The following is a 21,080-nucleotide window of genomic DNA, read 5'->3' on the forward strand; positions in this document are numbered from 1 at the left end:
CTCAGCTGGAGTGTGAAAGATTCCACTCACCTGTAACACCGACCGTTTGTATTACCGTTCGTTTGAATTTGCACAAGCCTGTGCCAGTTCCGCCTCTCCCACAGCCGCTGGGATAGATCCTCCTCATCAACCATCTGCCTCATCCTGTTTGTGAGCATCCTCCAATTAACAAGGTGCCCATCGAAGTCCGGCCCGTCCACGCATGCGAACCTGGTTTCTCCTCCCACCTCAACCCTGCATGCCCCGCACATCCCTGTTCCGTCGACCATGAGAGGCGTGAGGCTGACCACTGTCTTCACGCCAAAAGGCCTCGACGCATCTGAGACGACCATCATCATGAAGGGGCAGCCGTGAACGAAGATCCTGTCCACACTCTTGCCCTCTGAAAGATACCTTGATATGAACTCGTTCGCCCAGCCGGGCTCGCTGCAGCTCCCATCGCCCAGAACAATATGCAGCTCGTCGCTCATACCCCTTAGAATCTCCTCCCAGAAGATGAAGCTCCTCCCGCGCCCCTCCACCACGGTCACAACATGGTTACCTCTTTCCTTCAGGGCTTTGATAAGGGGAATGGTCGGCCCTATCCCGAAGCATCCGCATGCGCATACCACCCTGCCGAAGTGAGAGATCTCAGTCGGCTCGCCCAGGGGGCCTGCCAGATTGAGCACGTGCTCATCCACCTTCAGGGATGCGAGCTTCATCGTGCTCGTGCCGAGAACATAAAATACAACATCAACTGTGCCATTTTCCGGATCCCACCCGGCCAGGCTGAGTGGCAGCCTCTCGCCCCTCTCATCCACCCTGATTATGAGAAACTGCCCCGGACGGGCAGCCTCGGCGATCCGCGGCGCCTCGAAGCGCATGTGGATTATGTTGGGCGCAAGAACCTCCTTCTCACATATTCTGTACATGCTGCGACCCCTGGATCTTTTTTATGCGAACCGCGCAGAACTTGAGCTCAGGTATCTTTGCCACAGGGTCTAGGAACCTGGATGTTAATACATTTGTTGGGGTCTCAGAGAAGTGGAACGTCATGAATACCGTCCCTCTTGGAGACCTTTCTGTGAGCCTGGCCCTCGCCATGACAGATCCACGCCTGGATGTGATCTCCACAAGATCTCCATCTTTCAATCCCATCTTCGCTCCATCCTCCGGGTTCATCTCGACGACCTCCTCGCCGCGAAGGTACTCCAGATCGTGGACCCTTCTGGTCATAGTGCCTGTGTGGTAGTGATAGAGGATCCTCCCTGTGAGGAGGACCATCGGATACTCGCTGTCCGGGAGTTCCTCGGGAGGCCTGTATCTGAGGACTCTGAATCTGCCCCTGCCGTTTGCAAAGCCATCCCTGTGGAGATACGGTGTACCGGGGTGATCTGGATCCGTACACGGCCACTGTATTCCTCTGCTCTCAAGCCTCTCATGGGATATGCCTCCGTATATCCTCGCTACCCTGGAGATCTCGCGCATTATATCCGCTGTGGAGCTGAACGAGAATCCCTTTCTGTACCCCATTCTGAGCGCAAGCTCCTGGATAATCCACCAGTCAGGCCTCGCATCCCCTGGCGGATCCAGGATCCTGCGAACCATCTGGACCCTTCGCTCTGTGGATGTGAACGTCCCGTCCTTCTCCAGTGAGCATGCAGCCGGAAGAACGACATCCGCGAGCTGTGCTGTCTCCGTCAGGAATATGTCCTGCACTACAAGAAAATCCAGACCCTTCAGCGCCTCGATGACGTGCCCTGCGTCCGGCTCGCTGAGCACCGGGTTCTCTCCCATGATGTACATCGCTTTTATTCTGCCGCTTCTCGCCGCATCGAACATCTCAACGAGTGTCAGACCAGGGCGCTCAGGTATCCTCATACCCCAGATGCCCTCGATCATGGCCCTGGCCTCGGCGCTCATCACATTCTGATATCCGGGCAGCATTTTTGGAAGCGCCCCCATATCGCATGCGCCCTGGACATTGTTCTGCCCCCGGAGCGGGTTTATCCCACCTCCGGGCACGCCTATGTTTCCTGTCATCATCGCCAGATTCGCGAGTGCGAGGACGTTATCCGTTCCGCAGACGTGCTGCGTGATGCCCATCGAATATACAATAGATGATGGTTTGCTGCTTGCGTATAGCAGCGCAGCCTCTCTGATGAGCGATTCATCGACGCCTGTGATTCTTGATACTACATCCATCTGAAGCTCATCGAGTGATCTGGAGAAATCCTCAAAGCCCTCGGTGCGCTCCCTGATGAATCTCATGTCCGCAAGCCCGGCATCCTTTATCGATTTGCACATCCCCAGAATTAGAGGCAGATCCGTTCCCGGACGGTTGCGAAGCCAGATGTCTGCGATATCGCACAGCTCGATCCGGCGCGGGTTGACCACGATGATCCTGGCACCCCTCCGCTTCGCCTCCTTTATCCTGAGGCCTATCACCGGATGCTGCTCTGTGGTGTTCGATCCTATAACAAATATGCATCCAGCTCTCCTGATATCATCTATGGAGTTGGTCATCGCTCCGCTGCCTATCGCAGCTGATAGCCCTGAGATCGTCGAGGCGTGGCAGAGCCTTGCGCAATTGTCTATGTTGTTCGTGCCCATTACGACCCTTGCAAACTTCTGAGCCAAATACACCTCCTCGTTGGTGCACTTCGCTGATGCAACCATCCCGAACTCATCGCCTCTGAAGGATCTGAGGCGCTCTGCGATCAGATCCAGCGCCTCATCCCAGGTGGCGCTCACGAGCACGCTGTTTTTCCTGATCATCGGGGTTCTGAGACGGTCCGGGCTCTCTGCGAACTCCAGCCCGAACCTGCCCTTCACGCAGAGCTGACCCTCATTTGCTCCGTCCCTGTGTCCCCTGACCCTCACGATGTGGTTGTTTCTCGCACCGACCTCCATCTGGCATCCGACACCACAGAACGGACAGGTCGTCACCGCGCTCCTCTCAGCACGCTCCCACTTCTCAATTCTCGCGTGGAGAGCGCCAGTCGGGCAGGCATCGACACATGCCCCGCAGAACTTGCAGTTGCTCTCGATCAGCGACTCAGGGCCGATCCGGCTGCCTCTGTGATAGTCCGCGATCATGCGCAGAACACCCTCGCCCCTGAGCTCGGAGCATATCCTGGCGCATCTGCCGCACATTATGCAGAGATTGTAATCCCGGTCGAAGAAGGGCTCCCTGAGCACTGGCAATCCCTTGTATGAGACAGGGTATCTGATTCTCTCAAGACCGAGATGCTCTGCAGCCCTCTGGATCTCGCACTCCCCGTCCTTCGGGCAGTACTTGCATCCCACGGTGGCGGGAAACTTGCGCATGCACTCCTTGAGCTCAGAGCATTCACGTTTGCGCTCGCAGATCAGGCAGCTCACAGGGTGACTGGTGATCGCAAGCAGGAGCTCCAGCGTGTTCCTCCTCATCTCCCGTATCTTAGAGGTATCGGTGCGGACTACCATCCCGTTCTCCGCACACGTTGTGCAGGACGTCGGATATGTCTCCCATCCCGCGATCTCGACTATGCAGAGCTTGCAGATGCCTATCGGCTTCAGATCCGGGTGATCGCAGAGCGCCGGGATGTAGATTCCGGCCTTCCGTGCTGCATTCAGGATCGTTGTCCCTCTGGGGACCCTCACCTCAATACCGTCGATCGTAAGGCATATCTCGTCCATGTCAATACCGCTCGCGAGATCAATCGCCGCGGGTTTGGGCTGATTGTATTAGAATATTGCCGGTGAGCTGCTACGAAGAGACGGCCCTCTACTTCACCAAAACCGTGCTCTACGCTGAAACTCTCATGCGCCTGGAAACTTCAGGTCATGCAGGCGTGCCGCATGTGCAATCGGTTAAGCCCACCAATCATCAGTGAATCGAGTCTGCTTACATGGAGTGCATCACACGAGCTGATAACAAACAGAGGCGCTGCACATATCGCATTGCTGCTGCAGCCTTGTGTCCTCATCAACTGCGGCGCGGATCATCTGCTTCGAGCGGCGTTATCGCACATCCAGTTTACTATAACTATGCAGTGGTCTGCGTGCAGGCTAAGCGGGCCTATGCTTACAGTCTCAACTCCCATTGATTCCAGGAGGCGCTCCTCATCCTCTGTCATGCCTGTGTGGTCCCCGAGTATGAATGCGCCATCTGAAACTGATTCGCTGAGAGGAGCACCATCCTCTTTTAGGTAGTACAGCCTCTGACCCTCTTCCATCAGGGACTCGAGCAGTGATCTGAGATCCCCCTTCCTGATGAAAATGCCGGGCGTGGACTCCCTCCACGAGGGACCAACATCGATGGAGAGTGCCCGCTTTATCAGGGCAGCCGTGCTCCTCTCGTCCGGGTTCAGGTGGCGAAGCCTGTCCCCATCAAAGCGGAGTATCTTTGGCTCAGGTCCGCCCATGAGGAGGAGGTGGCACCGGACATCTCTTCTTATTCCGTGAGACAGCATGAATGCCGAGTTGATGCATCTGCAAAGCACATCGATTCTCCCTGAGGTTCCGGGGAGATCCTCCAGGGAGAAGTCCGGCGTGGTCTTCGCGATGTGACCCACAATCACAAAGTCGCGCATGATTGTACCCTCGCATCCATGGTATTCAAACTATGCAGGAGCTCCGCAGGGTTCAGCATGTGCAACTCATCAGGTTCTCTCATATCGAAGGCCCTTCAGAAACACCGGATGCTCACAGTGTGTGTATGCATCAGAACAATAGTGATCATCGCAAGCAATAAATCGATCTCATGAGAGAATCGCAGATATGAGGCAGCTCCAGCCCGCTGCAGTTCTTGTGGTCGTAATTCTGATGGGCTGTGTCACATCCGCGCCGGATGAGTTCCGAGGGACAGTCATCAAGGTGGTTGACGGCGATACTTTCGATGTTGATGGCCTTGGCAGGGTGCGGCTTGCAGACGTCGACTGCCCTGAGATGGATACAGAGGCTGGAAGAGCTGCCGCGAACTACACGATCTCCTGGCTCTTCGGGCGCACCGTCTGGCTGGACATAGACGACCTGAGAGGGAGAGATGATTACGGGAGATGGATCTGCGTTGTTTATCTCGATGATAATGGCTCGCCGAATCAGGAGATGAACTTCAACCGGATGATCGTTGACAGCGGCCACGCTGTTGTTAGGGACTTCAAGGACAACGAGTTCAACCCAGCCGAGTGGTGGAACCTCAGCTCTATCCAGCCGGTCGGTGGATGCGCGTACGTCGGCTCGGTGAAATCCAGCAAGTACCATTACCCTGACTGCGAGTGGGCGCGGAAGATCTCCCCGAGTAACCTCATATGCTTCTCCAGCCCATCCGAGGCGCGCTCGAAGGGATACACACCCTGCCGCGTCTGCAAACCTCCTTGATACCGGAGCGTGGGCATCGCGCAGGGTTTTAGCTTCACAACGTATGCGGCACGATTTTAGTTTTAATAATAACATTTATTGTTATTATTAACCAAAAGATTCATATCAAAGCATCTGCAACAGTTACAGAGGGGGTGAGAAGACATGGACGGCGCGACAAAACCCAAGAGAGTTGTCGTCTCCGATGACGCTGTGCCTTTTGTTGCAAGAGGCGGGCGTGTGTTCTCGAAGCTCGTGCTCAGGGCAGATCCTGACGTGAGCCCGGGAGATGAGGTGCTGGTGCTCGACAGGAACGACAGAGTGATAACTGTGGCAAAAGCATATTAGCATACATCATTCAGAACAGCGGCGCCGATGGCGTCCTGGCTGTTCTGATTTCCTTTTGGCTGTGGATCTCGTTGAACATACTGTCGCAGTGAGTTGAACTGGCTGATGATCCATGGGCCGCATGCCTCTGAACCAGGCTCATCCAGTGATTCGGCGGACCGATCTTGGAGAAGGAGACGGAGTCTATTGCAATTGATCGAAGTTACCAGAGTTTGCTATCTGACGATTCGACCGGATGAGCCCTGAACTATGCACGCCATCAATTCAGGCTGTGCACGTCGGAATCTATGCACGCAAAAAATATTGCCCTGGATCAGGGCTTGCTGTCGATGATGCTGCCTGAGCCGTCCCTGAGCGTGGCTTTGTCACCATCGTTGTTCCAGACTGGGACGCTCCTCCCCCAGTAGAGATCCTCCTGGGTATCATTGCCAGCGCCTGTGTGAACCTTCACCCTGGCGCCAGATCGGAGCATGAATCCATCGGGAAACACATATGTGTGCTCCTGCTCATCGGATATGCTCCATCCGGTGAGATCCACATCGATTCTCCCGATGTTCTCGATCTCCACCCACTCATCATTGAGGTTCGCCCTCTCCGGGCTCGGCGCCACGAAGCTGACGTTTGATATCCTTATGGGGGCTTTCTCAGAGCTCGATACATTTCCATCCCCGTATGCAGGGGATGCCATGAGGACCAGCAGGATGGCCAGTCCCAAGCACGTTTTTGTGATCCACACCATACTTCCCCACCTCTCCTTGAGAGGTTACTACTACGATTAGCTGCATAGATTTAAACTTTTCCAAGTAATTTTTGATTTTTGAGATTATAATCATGTTTATACCATCTTATTGAGAATATTTTTGATATAATCTTCACAATAATTAGAAGAATTTAATTGAAATGTTTCATTCAGCAGAGGAGCGCAACAGAGAAATCCCATGATGGAACCAGATCTGATGAGGTGTCTTTATGGATTATGCTGAGATGTCAGATACTCTGAAGAGCACGCTCGGCCTCGATAGCGAGCCTGTCGGTGTGGTTCTATTCAAGAGCGAGGAGGACATACCAAAGGATCTGAAGGAGATTGATAAACCCATGCCCTACTGCGGGATGGTCCAGCGCGCCCGAAGGGGAGAGGTGCTCTTCGCCCGCCTGGATAAGCACGATTGCAAGGGAGGTGCTTCCGGAATAGGGCTGGTGGAGTGTCCCGAGAACATATCTTCAGGAAAGCTCTACTTTTCAAAGCTCAACAAGAGCGCCACACAGACCGTGGGCCAGCGGATCGCCTCGAGCATGCCCAGGCTGCCAGCAGGCAGCACAGTTGCGACTCTCGTCGCGCCTCTATCAAAACTTAAGACGGATCCTGACGTGGTCATCCTCGTCGGAAATGCACTGCAGGCCCGCCGCATAGTTCAGGCTGTCATGTACAGGCGCGGTGGGCGCATGAACCTGGACACAGCCGGCATACAGTCCTTCTGCGTCGATGCCACAGCATCTCCGATCCTCAAAGGCGATGTCAATGTCTCGCTCGGATGTGATGGATCCGCGAAAAAGACCGGGCTTGCGGATAACGATGTCGTCGTCGGCATACCCTTCGAGATGCTGGAGGACATATGCAGGGTTCTGAAGGAGAGGCACGAGGGCTGGGACAGGTTCATGCGCTCCTGACCACCCTCCATTTTATGAGAAGGCCATCATCGATACGCTCTGAGGATTCAAGCTCAAGCTTCTGAAAGTTCTCTGCGAAACCAATGCCGTCCACAAGCGTCGGTGCATCGCGACCTCCTATCACCATCGGCCCCAAGAAGACGCATATCTCGTCGACGAGGTCCTGCTCTATGAGCGACCAGTTAAGAGTACCCCCGCCCTCGACCATCAGCCTCCTAACCCCCCTCTCGTACAGCATATCCATGAGCCTCCTGAGATCGACGCTATCCTCCCCGCAGACCGCGATCTCGCATCTCTTCGAGAGCCCTTTAATCCTCTCAGGAGGAGCGGAGCTCGATACGGCGATGATGCATCCCGGGCCCAGAACTGCAGCATCTGGCGGAGTTCTCGCTCTGCTGTCAGCCACGATCCTTAAAGGGTTCTCAGGCATGCCTCTTTCCAGCCTCCAGGCTCGCAGCGCCTCAGACTTCACCCGGAGCTTCGGGTTGTCCGCGATGACAGTTCCCACTCCAACCATCACCGCGTCGCTCTCCGCCCGGAGCCTGTCCACCCTCAGAAGGTCATCAGACCCCGATATGCGCACCTGTCTTCTCAGAAAAGAGCTTATCTTCCCGTCGGCGCTCATTGCGCTGTTGATGAAAACATAGGGTCTCATCATGCACATGATCGACGAGGATGTTAATAAGCTGAAGGCTACCAGCGCATGCGGTACCTCCGGCCTGAAGCGCTCTACCTCCGCGTCAGGATATGCTGCAGGCCTGCCGGATGAGCTGATGCTCTCGGGAACCGTGATCGCAGGCGAGGAGATGCTCGCCCTGGATGGGTATGTCGTTATAGAGAAAGGTATAATAAAAGAGATCGGCGAGGGCAAGGAGAGGGGAGATTTCGAGGGCATCATATGCCCTGCTTTTGTCAATGCTCACACGCATGTGGCGGACTCCATCGCGAAGGATCCGCCGTTCATGAGCCTTGCGGATCTTGTTGGCCCCGGGGGCCTGAAGCACAGGATCCTTGAGAGCGCGAGCGATGATCGCCTAGTAGAATCGATGCGTTTCTCCGCTGAGGAGATGATCAATACTGGAACATGCGCCTTCGGCGATTTCAGGGAGGGCGGCCCTCACGGGGTGGAGCTCCTCCTCAGAGCTCTTGAGGGGCTGTCCATTCAGAGCAGAATCTTCGGCAGGCCTCTGAAGGATCCAGGGGACGTGCATCCAGCATGCTGGGGCGTGGGGCTGAGCAGCACCAGGGATTACGATAGGGGCTTTGTGGATGAGGTGGTGAGGATTGCAAGAAAAAAGGGAATGCGCATCGCGATACACGCGGGAGAGGCTGGCAGGGATGATATAGAGGGCGCGCTCGCGCTCGAGCCTGACATTATGATACATTTATCAAGAGCGGAGCGCTCCGATCTCAGGGATGTTGCGGAATCCGGCGCCTCCGTGGTGGTGTGCCCCAGATCGAATCTCTTCACGCGCTCCGGCCTTCCTGATATCGCAGAGATGCTCTCCCTGGGGATCAATGTCTGCGTGGGCACGGACAACCTGATGATCAGTTCGACCTGCATCTTCAGGGAGATGGAGCTCCTATCAAAAGCGCTTGTCAGAGACGACAGACAGGTTTTTATGATGTGCACGATAAATGGAGCAAGAGCGCTGGGAATGGACGAGAGGCTCGGCTCAATCGATCCCTGCAAGGAGGCACGGCTGATCGTGTTCGACAGGAACTCCCGTAACCTGAGGGGTTCGCTGAACCCGCTGGCGAGCATCGTGAGAAGGGCCGAGCCCTCGGACATAATGCTTAGGATATGAAAGCATGATCGAGAAGATTATGATAGCAACGGATGGCTCTGAGACGAGCGAGAGGGCCGCGAGGTTTGGCGTCGAGCTCGCGCGGAATCTAGGGGCCAGGGTGATAGCGGTCTATGTCGCAGACACAGGCAGGCTGAGCCATCTCCCTGACGAGATGATACTGGTTGGCATAAGGGATATGCTCCTCAAGGAGGGCGAGGATGCGACATCATACGTGGAGTCGATCGCATCGAATGCGGGAGTGCAGTGCGAGAAGAGGGTTGTGGAGGGGAAGCCGACTGATGAGATCCTGAAGCTGTCCAGGGATCTCAACGTGGATCTGCTCGTCATGGGAAGCGTTGGAAGGAGCGGTCTCGACAGGTTCCTTCTTGGAAGCGTAGCAGAGAAGGTTGTCCAGCACTCCAGGGTTCCGGTTTTAACTGTGCCCGGCGAGAGAAAGGAGGGTTAACCTTTGGAGATCCTGGTCAGAGATGCAATGGTCAGGGATGTCGCTTACGTCAGCCTGCCAGGCACCAGGGATAAGGTGCTGAGGGTCCTGAACGAGCGGCATGTCTCTGGCGTTCCTGTCGTCAAGAACTGCACCGTTGTCGGCATGGTCACCAGGACAGATCTCCTCCGGAACCCGGAGGAGGACCAGATCGCCATGCTCATGACCAGGAACCCGTATGTTGTGCGTCCTGAAGATCGTCTGGTCGATGCAGCGAAGCTCTTCGTCGAGAAGCATGTGAGACGTCTGCCTGTGGTCGAGGACGGAAGGCTCGTGGGGATCATCAGCGTGGCAGATATCGTTAGGGTGATCGCGACTCTCAGCATAGATGAGACCATAGATAGATACTTCGAGAGGAATGTCGTCGCCGTTTGGTCAGAGATGCCGCTGCCGGTGGTGGGCGCGATCATGGAGTATGCCGGAGTCCAGGCATGCCCTGTGATCGATACAGATCTACAGCTTGTCGGCATCGTCACGGACAGGGATCTCATAGCAAAGAGCGTCGTCGAGGAGTCCCTGGAGAGGGCTGATGCAGACACCGCGCCTGAGATGGATGAGTGGAGCTGGGAGAGCCAGAAGGAGGCCATCTCCAGGTACTACCAGGTATCAAAGATCAAACTGAAGAATGTGAAGGTAAGGGAGGCCATGGTTCAACCCATAATCGCGCTGAGATCCAGCCGGGTCAGCGAGTGCGCAAGGATAATGTCACAGAAGAGGATAGACCAGATGCCGGTCGTCAATGCTCACAGAAAGCTGATAGGCATGCTGAACGACCACAACCTGCTGGTTCCCTTCATCTCAGCATATGGGAAGTAACATGGATGGCATTGGGGTTGTGTAGGAAGCGAAGATGCTCAATGTTGTGGAGGACCTGCATTAACCGGCCAAACGAAATCGCCCAGAACTGGTCACTCATCAGATACTCTGCTAAGAATGCGATTTACCTCAACGCATTGAGTATGATCTAGGAAGCGCTTGCTCCCTTTGAGATTGCCTGCTATGCCATCCCCAGCTCTGAGAGCCTCTCCGGAAGATACCTTTTTGTCACAAAGTCCAGGCCCTTGCCAGCGAATGCCTGCTGCTCTGCCTTCTTCTTCAGGTCTATCTGGAGCTGTATCTGCCTCTGCCAGTAATCGCTGCCGAACCTCGGATCCGTGAGCTCTGCCCTCAGTGCATGGAGATCCCTGTCTGTGAGCCTGTCTGTGGAGAGGTTGTACTCAACGATATCTGTGGGCTGCACACCCAGGAACTTCGCATCCGGTGTGGCGAGGTGCTCCGAGAGATGCGCGCTCTTTATCGCGCCATACGCGACGCTCGCGTATATCCTGTAGCTCCATGGATCACCATCTGTGAAGACAGCCACGGGCAGTTTGAGCTCGGTGTTTAGCCTCTTTATGAAGCGCCTGGTGGACCGCGCAGGCTGGCCTTTCAGGTGGACCAGAATTGCATCGAACTCCTCATCGAATCCGTTCTCGATCAGCCTGGCGTACATTCCGCCGGTCTCAACCGCTATGACCATCCTGGCATCATGCTCCAGGAACTCGACAAAGTCGACATTGAACGGTATCTGGTAGCCGGCCTCGCCGATATCCTCCTGGCAGTGGATCTCGCGCTCGCCGCGGCGCGTCCGCTCCCTGATCCGGAGGGGGCCGAATACAGCGGCACCATCCTCCTCAGGCCTGACATGAAAGTCCTCACGCTGCAGGCCTGTGATTATCTCCAGATCCTCTATGAGCCGATCGCTCTCGGCCTGCTCTGCGAACTTGGCGAGATCCCAGTTCTCGGAGATGTAGTATATCTCTCTGAGCGTCGACGCCCTGTTTCCTCTGAGATGTTCTTTTACAAGGAGATCTATCAGATGCACGGTCTTTAGCAGCGTCCTCGCGCCGCGTATCGTCTTTACGCTCCTCACGCTCTCCTGATCGCCGTACACCCACACATCATCTTCCGTGCTGTACTCGATGTTCTTCTTGGTCCTCGTCGGAAGGACTAGATGAGGTACAGTACCCTCTCTGAACTGATCGTAGAGGGATCTCGCTATACCGAGAAGCCTGCTCTCCGGATCATGCATCTGAAAGCACCCTCGCCCCTGTCACAATCTCAGGCTCCAGCCCCTCGACAACAGCCTCCGGCATTTTCTGCAGATGGTTCTTTACTGTGTATCTCAGAACCACCTTCTCGCCAGATCTGATCGCTATCTTCCACTGGTAGTCGTAGCGGTCTCCCATATCGACCCTTCTCGCGGGTGGATCGAGATCCTCTGCCTCCACGGAGATTATCTCGTGCAGCTTGAAGCTCCTCTGGGAGGATGTGTTGTTCTCTATCTCTATACGCACCTTCAAACGCCCATTCTCCTGCTCGATATCCCTTCTGACAAGAACGTTGCCCATGATCCTGGCCACAACCCTGCTTATGTCAGGTCTCTCGAGCCCGAGCATATCCGCAAGCTTCTCTGCCATCCTCGGGAGTATCCTGCCTATGATCTCCTCCTTCTCCCTCCGCTCTGATAGAGTCTCCTGGAGTGCAAGGAACCTCCTGAGCTTTCTTCCGATCTCCTTCATCGCGAGATCTATCTCAGCAAGTATCTCAGGTATGTCTGCTATGGCATCCTTCGACTCGGATGTGAAGGGTATGTTGGTGGATGCCACATGCACCAGGATCACAGCAGGCCCGAACGGCAGTCCCCCACCAGGCTGGTCCAGGCCGTAGCTCTTCCAGGAGACGCCCTCTATCGCATGGGTGATGGCGCAGGCGCCCTGCTGGTATATCAGAGGCACGCGGTTCGCAAACCGCAGGATCTCCACCCTGCCGTTCCGATCGAGATCCCCCCCGAATCCGATACCTGCTTCGACCACAAAGGGGTTCCCGGAGTGGACAGCGACGGGTCTTGACACTGTCGCGATGAAATCCACGCTGTACTCCTTCGCCAGGCCGGATCTTATCAGGTCCTCCCCTATCGGCGAGAGACAGTCTACCGGCGGGGACTTTATCTTTATGCGCCTGAGCGCCTCAAAGAGCCGCCTGGACTGATCGTAGTCGAGGCTTCTCGGATCCATCGATGGATCCAGACCTGAATTCTGAAGGATCTCCTGAGCAGCGATGTTGCCGATGGATGAGAACGATTCCTTCAGGAAGCTGGAGAGCTTTCTCCTCTCAGTGTATCTCAGCATCTTCGTGAGCTCTCCCAGCTCTATCCCCGACGGGTGGGGTTTTATCTCATACGCTCTTTTTGGAAGAAGCTCTGTAGCCCTCTCGAACCTTTCTGTGGATCCATCAGGCTCCACGAAGGTTATCCGTGCATGCGGGTTCACTATCGCGACGCTCTTCAGGTAGCTGTAAACCGACTGTCTCCTGCCACGTACATACGATCCCTCGATATCGAGCTCCACCCGCGTGCCTCTGGGCCGCTCCCAGTCGATATCCCCCTCTCTGATGATCTCCGGCTCGTTCTTCGCTGTGTTTATCATCACCTCCACGTATCTCGCTGGTCTCTCAGGCGATGTCCTGGATGTGATCCTCGTCGGCTTCCCTGTGGTCAGCTGTGAGTAGAGGACAGCCGCAGATATGCCTATGCCCTGCTGCCCCCTGCTCTGCCGGAGAACATGAAACCTGGAGCCGTAAAGCAGCTTTGCGAAGACCCTGGGGATCTCAGATGGCACAATGCCGGGACCGTTGTCCTCGACTATTACACGGTAAAGCTCGCCGGCGCGCTTGATCTGCACAAAAATGTCAGGAAGTATGCCGGCATCCTCACATGCGTCAAGGGAGTTGTCGACAGCCTCCTTGACGCATGTGATGAGGGCACGCGGGGCTGAGTCGAATCCAAGAATCTGGCGGTTCTTCTCAAAGAACTCCGCAACAGATATCGATCTCTGCTGCTTTGCCAGCTCCTCGGCTGTGTCCATTAAAGCTCTGCCCCGACCACCGTCTGTGTTGCTGTTACGTTCTCAATCTCACGAATCGTATCGACCAGGCGGTTCAGCATGCTCAGACCATCGACCTCTATGATCACAACGAAGTCGAACTCTCCGAATACGTGATAGACGTTCTTTATGCCATCTATCTGTCTAAGCGCATTGTAAACCGGCTTCTCCTGTCCAGGCACTACCTTGACCATTGTTACTCCAATCACCATTGCCTCTCACCATAATCAAACGCTACCGCATATTATATTAACTTTACATCCACAGGAGCTACGCATCACAGAATGGAGCGCTGTGTTTTCTGTAAGCTGCACAGCTCAGGCACACAGGAGTCGGGCCCTCTCTTCGGGCATGTAACCATATCATAAGTTGTGTACGCAGATCATTGAACCCAATAGCATGCGGCCCTCGCAGGTTTGTGATCTGTTGTGCCAGTAAATGCCGATTCCTGAAATTCCGTTCGGTGATTCAAGTACACGACCGCATCATGAAATCAACATCAATCAACCTGTACAGACTCATGAAATATCTTTCCCTGGCTATCGATTCTGGCAAATCATCCAGCGAATCAGGCCCACAGCATGGCACTCCACAGAATTCTGACCGCGCAGTGCTCCGCGGCATGCCAGCGTGAGGCAAGCATCAAATATATAGATCAGAAGGGTAACGATCAGATTTAGAGGGCAGATATTGAGTATGGAAGAACCGAACGAGTTGCTTGGCAGCATTCAGTTCGAGGATACGAGCAGCATCGCCGTCCCCGAGAGCCTCATAGACCAGGTCATAGGCCAGGAGGAGGCGGTGGAGGTCATCAAGAAGGCGGCACACCAGCGTCGCCATGTGATGCTCATCGGCTCGCCAGGCACAGGCAAGTCGATGCTGGGAAAGGCCATGAGCGAGCTGCTCCCTGTCGAGGAGCTGCAGGACATCCTGGTCTATCACAACCCAGAGGACAACAACAACCCGCGCATCAGGGTCGTGCCCGCAGGTCGTGGCAGGCAGATCGTGGATGCCCACAAGATGGAGGCCAGGAAGAAGGTCCAGACGAGGAACATGTTCTTCATGCTCATCGTCATGGGGCTGATAGTCTACGCTTACTACACCGGCCAGCTCCTCTTCGGGATAATCGCGGCGGCGCTGATATTCCTTTCAATGAGGTATCTCATACCAAAAGAGGATGTGTTCATCCCGAAGCTTCTCGTGGATAACAGCGGGAAAAAGACTGCTCCGTTCGTTGATGCAACAGGTGCGCATGCCGGAGCGCTGCTCGGTGATGTCCGGCACGATCCGTTCCAGTCGGGCGGCCTGGAGACCCCGAGCCATGAGAGGGTCGAGTGCGGCGCGATCCACAGGGCGCACAAGGGTGTGCTGTTCATAGATGAGATCAATACTCTCAGGCTTGAGTCGCAGCAGAGCCTCCTTACAGCCCTCCAGGAGGGCGCGTACCCGATAACAGGGCAGAGCGAGAGGTCCTCAGGAGCGCTCGTGCGGACGGAACCGGTGCCCTGCAGCTTCATAATGGTCGTCGCGGGGAACCTGGATGCGGTGCAGGGAATGCACCCGGCGCTCAGATCACGCATCAAGGGCTACGGCTACGAGGTCTACATGAGGGACACCATGGAGGACACCGTGGAGAACAGGGACAAGCTGATCAGGTTCGTGGCCCAGGAGGTCGTGCGTGACGGCAAGATCCCGCACTTCACGAGGGATGCTGTTGCTGAGATAATCAGAGAGGCCAAGAGGCGCTCCGGCAGAAAGGGGCATCTGACACTGATGCTCAGGGATCTCGGCGGGCTGATAAGGGTCGCCGGCGACATCGCGAGATCCGAGGGCGCGCCACTGACAGAGGCCAGGCATGTCATAGAGGCGAAGAGGATGGCGAGATCGCTGGAGCAGCAGATGGCTGACAGATATCTGGAGAGGAGAAAGGAGTACAGCATGTACAAGAGCTCCGGCGATGAGATCGGCAGGGTTAACGGGCTCGCTGTCATCGGCGACTCTGGCATCGTCCTGCCCATAATGGCCGAGGTAACCCCTGCCCAGTCCAAGGAGGAGGGGCGGGTGATCGCAACCGGCAGGCTCCAGGAGATAGCGAAGGAGGCTGTTACAAACGTCTCCGCTCTGATCAAGAAGCTCCAGGGAGAGGACATAACAACAAAGGACGTCCACATCCAGTTCATCGGCACATACGAGGGCGTTGAGGGCGACAGCGCGTCGATATCGATAGCCACAGCGGTCGTCTCCGCTCTTGAGGGAATACCCGTGAAGCAGAGCGTCGCTATGACCGGCTCCCTCTCGGTCAGAGGAGATGTCCTTCCCGTCGGAGGGGTAACACAGAAGATAGAGGCTGCTGCCCAGGCAGGGATAAAGACGGTGCTGATACCCAGGTCCAACATGGGAGATGTGCTGGTGGATGAATCGATAAGAGATAAGATAGAGATTATACCTGTGTCCAATATCAGCGAGGTCTTCGAGTACAGCCTGGCCGGGCAGAGATCCAAGCTCCTCGAGAAGCTCAGGAGATTCGCAACAGAGAAGAAGATAGGGATCTCAATACCCGATGGCATTCCAAGTCCAGCGATGAGCATACTCTAGTGATCTGCATGGAGTTCTTCGATACCAGGATCGTCAGGGGCCGGAGGATAAGCATAGTCGTCGACAACTCGAAGGTCGAGGAGATCTCGGAGAGCATATTCCAGGGTGTGGCGGTCAGAGCCCTCGTTGACGGTGCATGGGGTTTTGTGAGGAGCGACAGCGTCGAAGACCTGGAGAAGAGCATCGAGAGGGCCCGGAGGATCGCCAGATCGGTCGATGGCCGGGAGATACTGCGCCTGGCTGAGAGCGAGAGGGGTGTGAGCTGCAGGGTGCCGGTGAAAAAGGATCCATCATCGGTCTCACTGGAGGAGAAGGTCGATCTCGTCAGGGAGATAGAGAGGGCTGCGCGTCTCCCAGGGATCTCCAGCACTCGCGTCTTCTACACAGATATTCTCACCGAGACAGAGTACAGCAGCTCAGATGGGGTATCACTGAGAAGCTCCGTGACCAGGACAGGCTTCGGGATAAGTGCCGTCGCAACAAGGGCCGGCCTCCTCCAGTCGAGCAGCGAGATAAGAGCCGGTGTCTGCGGGCTTGAGCTTATCGAGCGGGAGGATCCCTTCGAGCTCGCACGCAGGGCATCTGAAACAGCTCTCGATCTGCTCGATGCACGGGTCCCAAAAGGCGGAAGGTTCCCGGTCGTGCTGGATCAGGAGCTCGGCGGAGTATTCATACACGAAGCTGTGGGGCATGCAGCAGAGGGAGACATAGTTCTTGAGGGCGGCTCGATACTCCAGGGGAGGATCGGAGAGCGAATAGGCTCTGAGCTTGTAACCGTTAAAGACGATCCATCCCTCATGCATTACGGCCACTATCCCTTCGATGATGAGGGCTCCGCAGCGAGGGAGACCGTTCTTGTTGAGAATGGTGTACTGAGATCGTATCTCCACACAAGAGAGACTGCTGGAAGACTGGGAGGAGAGCCACGGAACGCCAGAGCTCAGGGATACAACCGCCCGATAGTGAGGATGTCAAACACATATCTGGCCAACGGCGACTGGAGTCTGGAGGAGATCCTCGAGGAGATGAAAGAGGGTGTATACCTCATAGGAAGCCGCGGCGGGCAGGTCAACACCGCCGAGGGTATCTTTCAGTTCAATGCCCGGAGAGGTTATCTTGTGAGGAACGGAGAGATCGCCGAGCTCGTAAGGGATGTCTCACTCTCAGGCCAGACCCTGAGCATTCTTAAGGGGGTGAGAGCTGTAGCAGACGATCTCAGGTTCAACAGCGGAGGATGCGGAAAGGGCGGGCAGGTCGTGCCTGTGGGAGATGGTGCGCCGCACATCCTCATAGAGGAGGCTGTGGTCGGCGGCGCGGGATAGAATTACGCTGTAAATGCGACCCCTGCGCCTGGTTATACTGTACACATCAATCTGCATTCGGTGAATGGCAGTGTATCGGGAAGTATGCTCGGAGAGGGTTGATTTCAAGTGGAATATTTTATCGCTCACATGATAACCGAGATGCATAACACAAGCTATAAATACAGGAGTGGAAAGTAGGCATAACGCCAGTGGTTGCATAAAATCAGGTTACTGTGGGCCTGTAGCTTAGTCCGGTTAGAGCGCTCGGCTCATAACCGAGTGGTCGCCGGTTCAAATCCGGCCAGGCCCATGTCCATCCCGCGTGGGGATTCCTGTGATTTTTGTGAGTTTATTTCAAAAATGCGTCCTATAGCGACAGGCACCCTGCAGTGCATCTGCCAAGCACCGCAGATGGCCACTCAGGCGAACATGATCGGGAGCAACAGACGCAAACTCCGGTCTTCCGGCCGGAAGAGATGGGTCGCCCAGTGCCGGTTCAGCATGTGGACGATCCGGAGACCTCGCCGCCCTGCTCTCCGCCGGAGATGATGCTCCTGGCCGACTTCTGCCAGGAGATTATCTTTTTGATGCTGATGCCGGTCGACTCAGAGATGCTGGCGGGATCTGTGGATATGAGCGCATCAAGAGTCTTTATTCCCGCGCTCTCGAGGCGCTCCCTGCTCTTAGGACCTATTCCCGAGATGTCACCAAGCTCGGGCATCCGCTGCGTTTCAGATCCCTTTTTCGCCTGCCAGTTGTTGAAGTTGCAGTATGGGCATCCGAGATCCCACGGTCTCTTCCCGCGATTTATTATTCTTATGTGGTTCATGCCGTGCGTCTCGCATCTCCGCTCCGTGACAACTATCATGCCTCCTCGGGGGAGAGGAAGCGTGAACCTGCACTCAGGGTAGCCGGAGCATCCCACGAACCTGGCACCGCGCCTTCCGCGCCGTATGATCAGATCCGAGCCGCAGAGGCTGCACCTCCCCACGATCCTGTCGACGCGAAGCCCCTCTCTCAGTGAATCCTCGATCTCCTTCCTGTGGGCGAGAAGCTCATCGAACACCGCTTCGAGCATCTGCCTCGACTCCTCGATGACCTCTCCCTTCGTGATCTTACGCTCCGCGATCTTGAGCATGTCATTCTCGAGGGTCCGTGTCATATCTGGCTTCGTGATCGCAGGGGCATGACGCTGGAGCGTATCCACAACGGCGTATGCTGTCTTCGTCGGTCTTATCGGATTGCCATGGATGTAGGCTCTCGCATAGAGCTTGCTTATTATGTCGTGCCTGGTGGACTTTGTTCCCAAACCGAGCTCGTCCATGAGCCTGACGAGACGCCCCTGCCCGAACCTTGCTGGCGGCTGGGTCTCTTTGGACAGCACCTCATGGCCAAGAACCTTCAGCATCTCTCCCTCCTCGAGAGGAGGAAGGACGTTCTCCTCAGCCCTGCTGTACGGATAGTACCTCCTCCAGCCCGGATCCAGAATCCTGGAGCCGTTTGCCCTGAAGGTCTCATCTCCGATATCAAAGCTGATGCTCGTCGTCTCCCAGACGCACTCGCCTGAGAGCGTCGCGAAGAACCGCCTCACAACGAGCTCGTATATCCTCCACTGCTCCTCTTTGAGGTCGTTTTTATCAGCGACAGAGGTCGGATATATCGGAGGGTGATCTGTTGTCGAGCGTTTCCCCCTTGTGGGCACAATGCTGCCCTTCATCAGCTCAAGAGCATCCTCACGGAACGGGCCTGATGAGAGCATCTCGAGCAGCGATTTTAAGTCGATCGATGGAGGGTAGACGGTGTTGTCTGTTCTGGGATAGCTGATGTACCCGTTTGTGTAAAGATCCTCTGCGATCCTCATCGCGTTCGCAGCTGTGAAGCCGATGCTGCTGGCAGCGCTGATGAAGCTGGTGGTATCGAAGGGCGTTGGCGGCCTGTCCCTTCTCCCTCCCCTGGAGATCGACCTGACGAGTGCAACATCGCTGAGAGAATTCAGTATGCGATCGACCTCGTCCCTGCTCCAGATCCTGGGTTTCGCATGCCTTACCCTTATGCCCTTCTCGAGATCTGCGTAGATCTCCCAGTAGGGCTTCGGCTGGAACGACTCTATCTCCCTCTCGCGGTCCACGATCAGAGCAAGCGTCGGGGATTGGACCCTCCCCACAGAGAGGAACTCCTTCCCGAGCCGGCCTGATGTTATCGAGATGAACCTCGTCAGCGCCGCGCCCCACACGAGGTCGATGATCTGCCTCGCCTCGCCTGATGCGGCAAGATTGAAGTCGACCTCCCCTGGCTGGGCGAATGCCCTGAGAATCTCGCTTTTTGTTATTGCGCTGAACCGCACCCTGTCAGCTTTTAGGGATGGATTGACCTCCTGCAGTATGCGGAGTGCCTCAACACCTATGAGCTCGCCCTCTCTGTCGTAGTCTGTGGCGATCGTGACATGATCCGCCTCTCTTCCGAGCTTTCTGAGCGCAGAGACTATCCGCTCCTGTGTGGGTTTTGATACGATCTCAGCCCTGATGAGATCCCTGTAATCGACTTTGTGCCAGTTGTTGTAGCTCTCCGGATAATCAAGGCCCACGATATGGCCGCTGAGGCCTATGACAACACGATCATCAAAACGAAATGTGTCAACACCGGAGACCTTCGCAACAGCCGGCTTCCTGCCAGCAAGAATCTCGGATATCCGCCTCGCAGCATCGTGCTTCTCAGCAATGATGAGGTGCATTCATCTCCGGAGACTCTTACAGGAAATATAAGAATCTGTCGGGATCGCCTGTGCGGATCGCATGTGTACAATCTCCAGAGGATCATCTGGATTGATAGCAGCAGGGCGCAAGCTCCGTCCTTCAGGCCGGAGAGGAGACCACGGCCGTAAAGTCTATATAAGGATCTGAAAAAGGGGAACGGAGGTTATCGGTTATGAAGTGGCAGGGAAAGTCTGCTAGAAAGCCCACTGGCGGGAGGCTGGTTCCGGCCAGAGGGAAGAGGAAGTACGAGCTGGGAAGAGAGCCAGCAGAGACGCTCATCGGGACAATCCGGGTCAAGAAGATCCGCACACGTGGAGGCAACCAGAAGCTCCGCCTTCTGAAGGCGGATATGGCCAACGTCTCAGATCCCGTCACAGGTGCCACAAAGCTTGTGAGGATCGAGACCGTGGTGGACAACCCGGCGAACCGGCATTATGTGAGAAGGAACATAATCACAAGGGGCGCTGTGATCAGGACCGAGATCGGCGAGGCCAGGGTCATGAGCAGGCCCGGACAGGACGGCGTGGTGAATGCTGTTCTCCTGCCGAAGCACTGACGTGCAGAGGCAGGGCACCTCGGTCCCCTACAGTCATTGCGTCCGGTGGTGCTGGCTTCTCAGGCCGAGTCGCACGTTGTTTTGTTGGGCCTGAGTGATTTGGTCTCACTTGGTTCTTATCAGGGTGGTCCGCCTTTCACTGCAGGGCAGTTCGCAGAGACGATCTGCAGAGATATGGCTCCAGGTCTTTAGCTTGAATCATCAGATAGTCTGCCATGAAGTCCTCTCTTCCCCTGAATGGGGAGGGGTCTTCTGCCTGCTTTTCTATAAAATCGATGCCTTCGGCATACCACCTCACAGAACCTGAGATGGCCGG

Annotated in this window: 18 protein-coding genes and 1 tRNA gene; 10 read left to right on the forward strand and 9 right to left on the reverse strand. The window is 55.7% G+C overall.

Annotation, left to right across the window (positions count from 1 at the left end):
* Positions 1-26: 26 nt before the first annotated feature.
* The 3 genes from QFX31_RS02105 to trmY form a co-directional block, all read right to left on the reverse strand.
* The gene (locus QFX31_RS02105; RefSeq protein ID WP_348530491.1) at positions 27-911 is read right to left on the reverse strand and encodes a sulfide/dihydroorotate dehydrogenase-like FAD/NAD-binding protein; all 885 of its coding nucleotides are present in this window, start codon (positions 909-911) and stop codon (positions 27-29) included.
* On the reverse strand, positions 895-3,660 hold the full coding sequence (gene fdhF, locus QFX31_RS02110) for a formate dehydrogenase subunit alpha (RefSeq protein ID WP_348530492.1): 2,766 nt from the start codon (positions 3,658-3,660) through the stop codon (positions 895-897). The genes QFX31_RS02105 and fdhF overlap by 17 nt, the downstream gene beginning before the upstream one ends.
* A 305-nt stretch (positions 3,661-3,965) precedes the next feature.
* The gene (gene trmY, locus QFX31_RS02115) at positions 3,966-4,556 is read right to left on the reverse strand and encodes a tRNA (pseudouridine(54)-N(1))-methyltransferase TrmY (protein WP_348530493.1); all 591 of its coding nucleotides are present in this window, start codon (positions 4,554-4,556) and stop codon (positions 3,966-3,968) included.
* Between the two features lie 187 nt (positions 4,557-4,743).
* Between trmY and QFX31_RS02120 the strand changes: the two genes are divergently transcribed.
* The gene (locus QFX31_RS02120) at positions 4,744-5,343 is read left to right on the forward strand and encodes a thermonuclease family protein (RefSeq protein ID WP_348530494.1); all 600 of its coding nucleotides are present in this window, start codon (positions 4,744-4,746) and stop codon (positions 5,341-5,343) included.
* A gap of 144 nt (positions 5,344-5,487) precedes the next feature.
* The gene (locus QFX31_RS02125; RefSeq protein ID WP_348530495.1) at positions 5,488-5,670 is read left to right on the forward strand and encodes a PUA domain-containing protein; all 183 of its coding nucleotides are present in this window, start codon (positions 5,488-5,490) and stop codon (positions 5,668-5,670) included.
* A 313-nt stretch (positions 5,671-5,983) separates the two neighbouring features.
* On the opposite strand, the gene QFX31_RS02130 is transcribed toward QFX31_RS02125, so the two are convergent.
* Positions 5,984-6,409 (reverse strand): lamin tail domain-containing protein, encoded by a 426-nt coding sequence (locus tag QFX31_RS02130; RefSeq protein WP_348530496.1) that lies wholly within the window; start codon positions 6,407-6,409, stop codon positions 5,984-5,986.
* 230 nt (positions 6,410-6,639) lie between these two features.
* Between QFX31_RS02130 and QFX31_RS02135 the strand changes: the two genes are divergently transcribed.
* Positions 6,640-7,338, forward strand: a complete 699-nt coding sequence (locus tag QFX31_RS02135) for a DUF169 domain-containing protein (RefSeq protein WP_348530497.1) — start codon at positions 6,640-6,642, stop codon at positions 7,336-7,338.
* On the opposite strand, the gene QFX31_RS02140 is transcribed toward QFX31_RS02135, so the two are convergent.
* Complete coding sequence (locus QFX31_RS02140) at positions 7,325-7,993, reverse strand: 2,5-diamino-6-(ribosylamino)-4(3H)-pyrimidinone 5'-phosphate reductase (protein ID WP_348530558.1); 669 nt, start codon at positions 7,991-7,993, stop codon at positions 7,325-7,327. The two genes, QFX31_RS02135 and QFX31_RS02140, sit on opposite strands and share 14 nt — an antisense overlap.
* Position 7,994: 1 nt before the next feature.
* On the opposite strand from QFX31_RS02140, the gene QFX31_RS02145 reads away from it, so the two are divergent.
* From QFX31_RS02145 to QFX31_RS02155, 3 genes are read left to right on the forward strand one after another with little or no spacing between them, the layout of a single operon-like run.
* Positions 7,995-9,146 (forward strand): amidohydrolase family protein, encoded by a 1,152-nt coding sequence (locus tag QFX31_RS02145; RefSeq protein WP_348530498.1) that lies wholly within the window; start codon positions 7,995-7,997, stop codon positions 9,144-9,146.
* Between the two features lie 4 nt (positions 9,147-9,150).
* Positions 9,151-9,594, forward strand: a complete 444-nt coding sequence (locus QFX31_RS02150) for a universal stress protein (RefSeq protein ID WP_348530499.1) — start codon at positions 9,151-9,153, stop codon at positions 9,592-9,594.
* Positions 9,595-9,597: 3 nt separating this feature from the next.
* Positions 9,598-10,449, forward strand: a complete 852-nt coding sequence (locus QFX31_RS02155; RefSeq protein WP_348530500.1) for a CBS domain-containing protein — start codon at positions 9,598-9,600, stop codon at positions 10,447-10,449.
* Positions 10,450-10,630: 181 nt separating this feature from the next.
* Here QFX31_RS02155 and QFX31_RS02160 read toward each other — a convergent pair whose 3' ends face one another.
* From QFX31_RS02160 to QFX31_RS02170, 3 genes are read right to left on the reverse strand one after another with little or no spacing between them, the layout of a single operon-like run.
* Entirely contained in the window at positions 10,631-11,704 is a 1,074-nt protein-coding gene (locus tag QFX31_RS02160) for a DNA topoisomerase IV subunit A (RefSeq protein ID WP_348530501.1), read from the reverse strand.
* Positions 11,697-13,538 carry a DNA topoisomerase VI subunit B gene (locus QFX31_RS02165; protein WP_348530502.1) on the reverse strand — a complete coding sequence of 614 codons (1,842 nt, stop codon included), beginning with the start codon at positions 13,536-13,538 and terminating at the stop codon, positions 11,697-11,699. The genes QFX31_RS02160 and QFX31_RS02165 overlap by 8 nt, the downstream gene beginning before the upstream one ends.
* The gene (locus tag QFX31_RS02170; RefSeq protein ID WP_348530503.1) at positions 13,538-13,768 is read right to left on the reverse strand and encodes an Lrp/AsnC ligand binding domain-containing protein; all 231 of its coding nucleotides are present in this window, start codon (positions 13,766-13,768) and stop codon (positions 13,538-13,540) included. The genes QFX31_RS02165 and QFX31_RS02170 overlap by 1 nt, the downstream gene beginning before the upstream one ends.
* Before the next feature lie 484 nt (positions 13,769-14,252).
* Here QFX31_RS02170 and lonB point away from each other — a divergent pair, with 484 nt between their 5' ends.
* The 3 genes from lonB to QFX31_RS02185 all read left to right on the forward strand — a co-directional run bounded on the left by lonB (position 14,253) and on the right by QFX31_RS02185 (position 17,765).
* Positions 14,253-16,151: an ATP-dependent protease LonB gene (gene lonB, locus QFX31_RS02175; protein WP_348530504.1), complete on the forward strand. Its 1,899-nt coding sequence runs from the start codon at positions 14,253-14,255 to the stop codon at positions 16,149-16,151.
* 8 nt (positions 16,152-16,159) lie between these two features.
* Positions 16,160-17,473, forward strand: a complete 1,314-nt coding sequence (locus tag QFX31_RS02180; protein WP_348530505.1) for a TldD/PmbA family protein — start codon at positions 16,160-16,162, stop codon at positions 17,471-17,473.
* 217 nt (positions 17,474-17,690) lie between these two features.
* Positions 17,691-17,765 (forward strand) — tRNA-Ile (locus QFX31_RS02185).
* A gap of 186 nt (positions 17,766-17,951) precedes the next feature.
* Here QFX31_RS02185 and QFX31_RS02190 read toward each other — a convergent pair.
* Positions 17,952-20,186 carry a DNA topoisomerase I gene (locus tag QFX31_RS02190; protein ID WP_348530506.1) on the reverse strand — a complete coding sequence of 745 codons (2,235 nt, stop codon included), beginning with the start codon at positions 20,184-20,186 and terminating at the stop codon, positions 17,952-17,954.
* Positions 20,187-20,380: 194 nt separating this feature from the next.
* On the opposite strand from QFX31_RS02190, the gene QFX31_RS02195 reads away from it, so the two are divergent.
* A complete protein-coding gene (locus QFX31_RS02195) occupies positions 20,381-20,764 on the forward strand; it encodes a 30S ribosomal protein S8e (RefSeq protein ID WP_348530507.1) in 384 nt (127 codons plus the stop codon).
* The last annotated feature ends 316 nt before the right edge of the window (positions 20,765-21,080 follow it).

Source organism: Methanothrix sp., assembly GCF_030055635.1.
Taxonomy (GTDB): Archaea; Halobacteriota; Methanosarcinia; order Methanotrichales; family Methanotrichaceae; genus Methanothrix_B.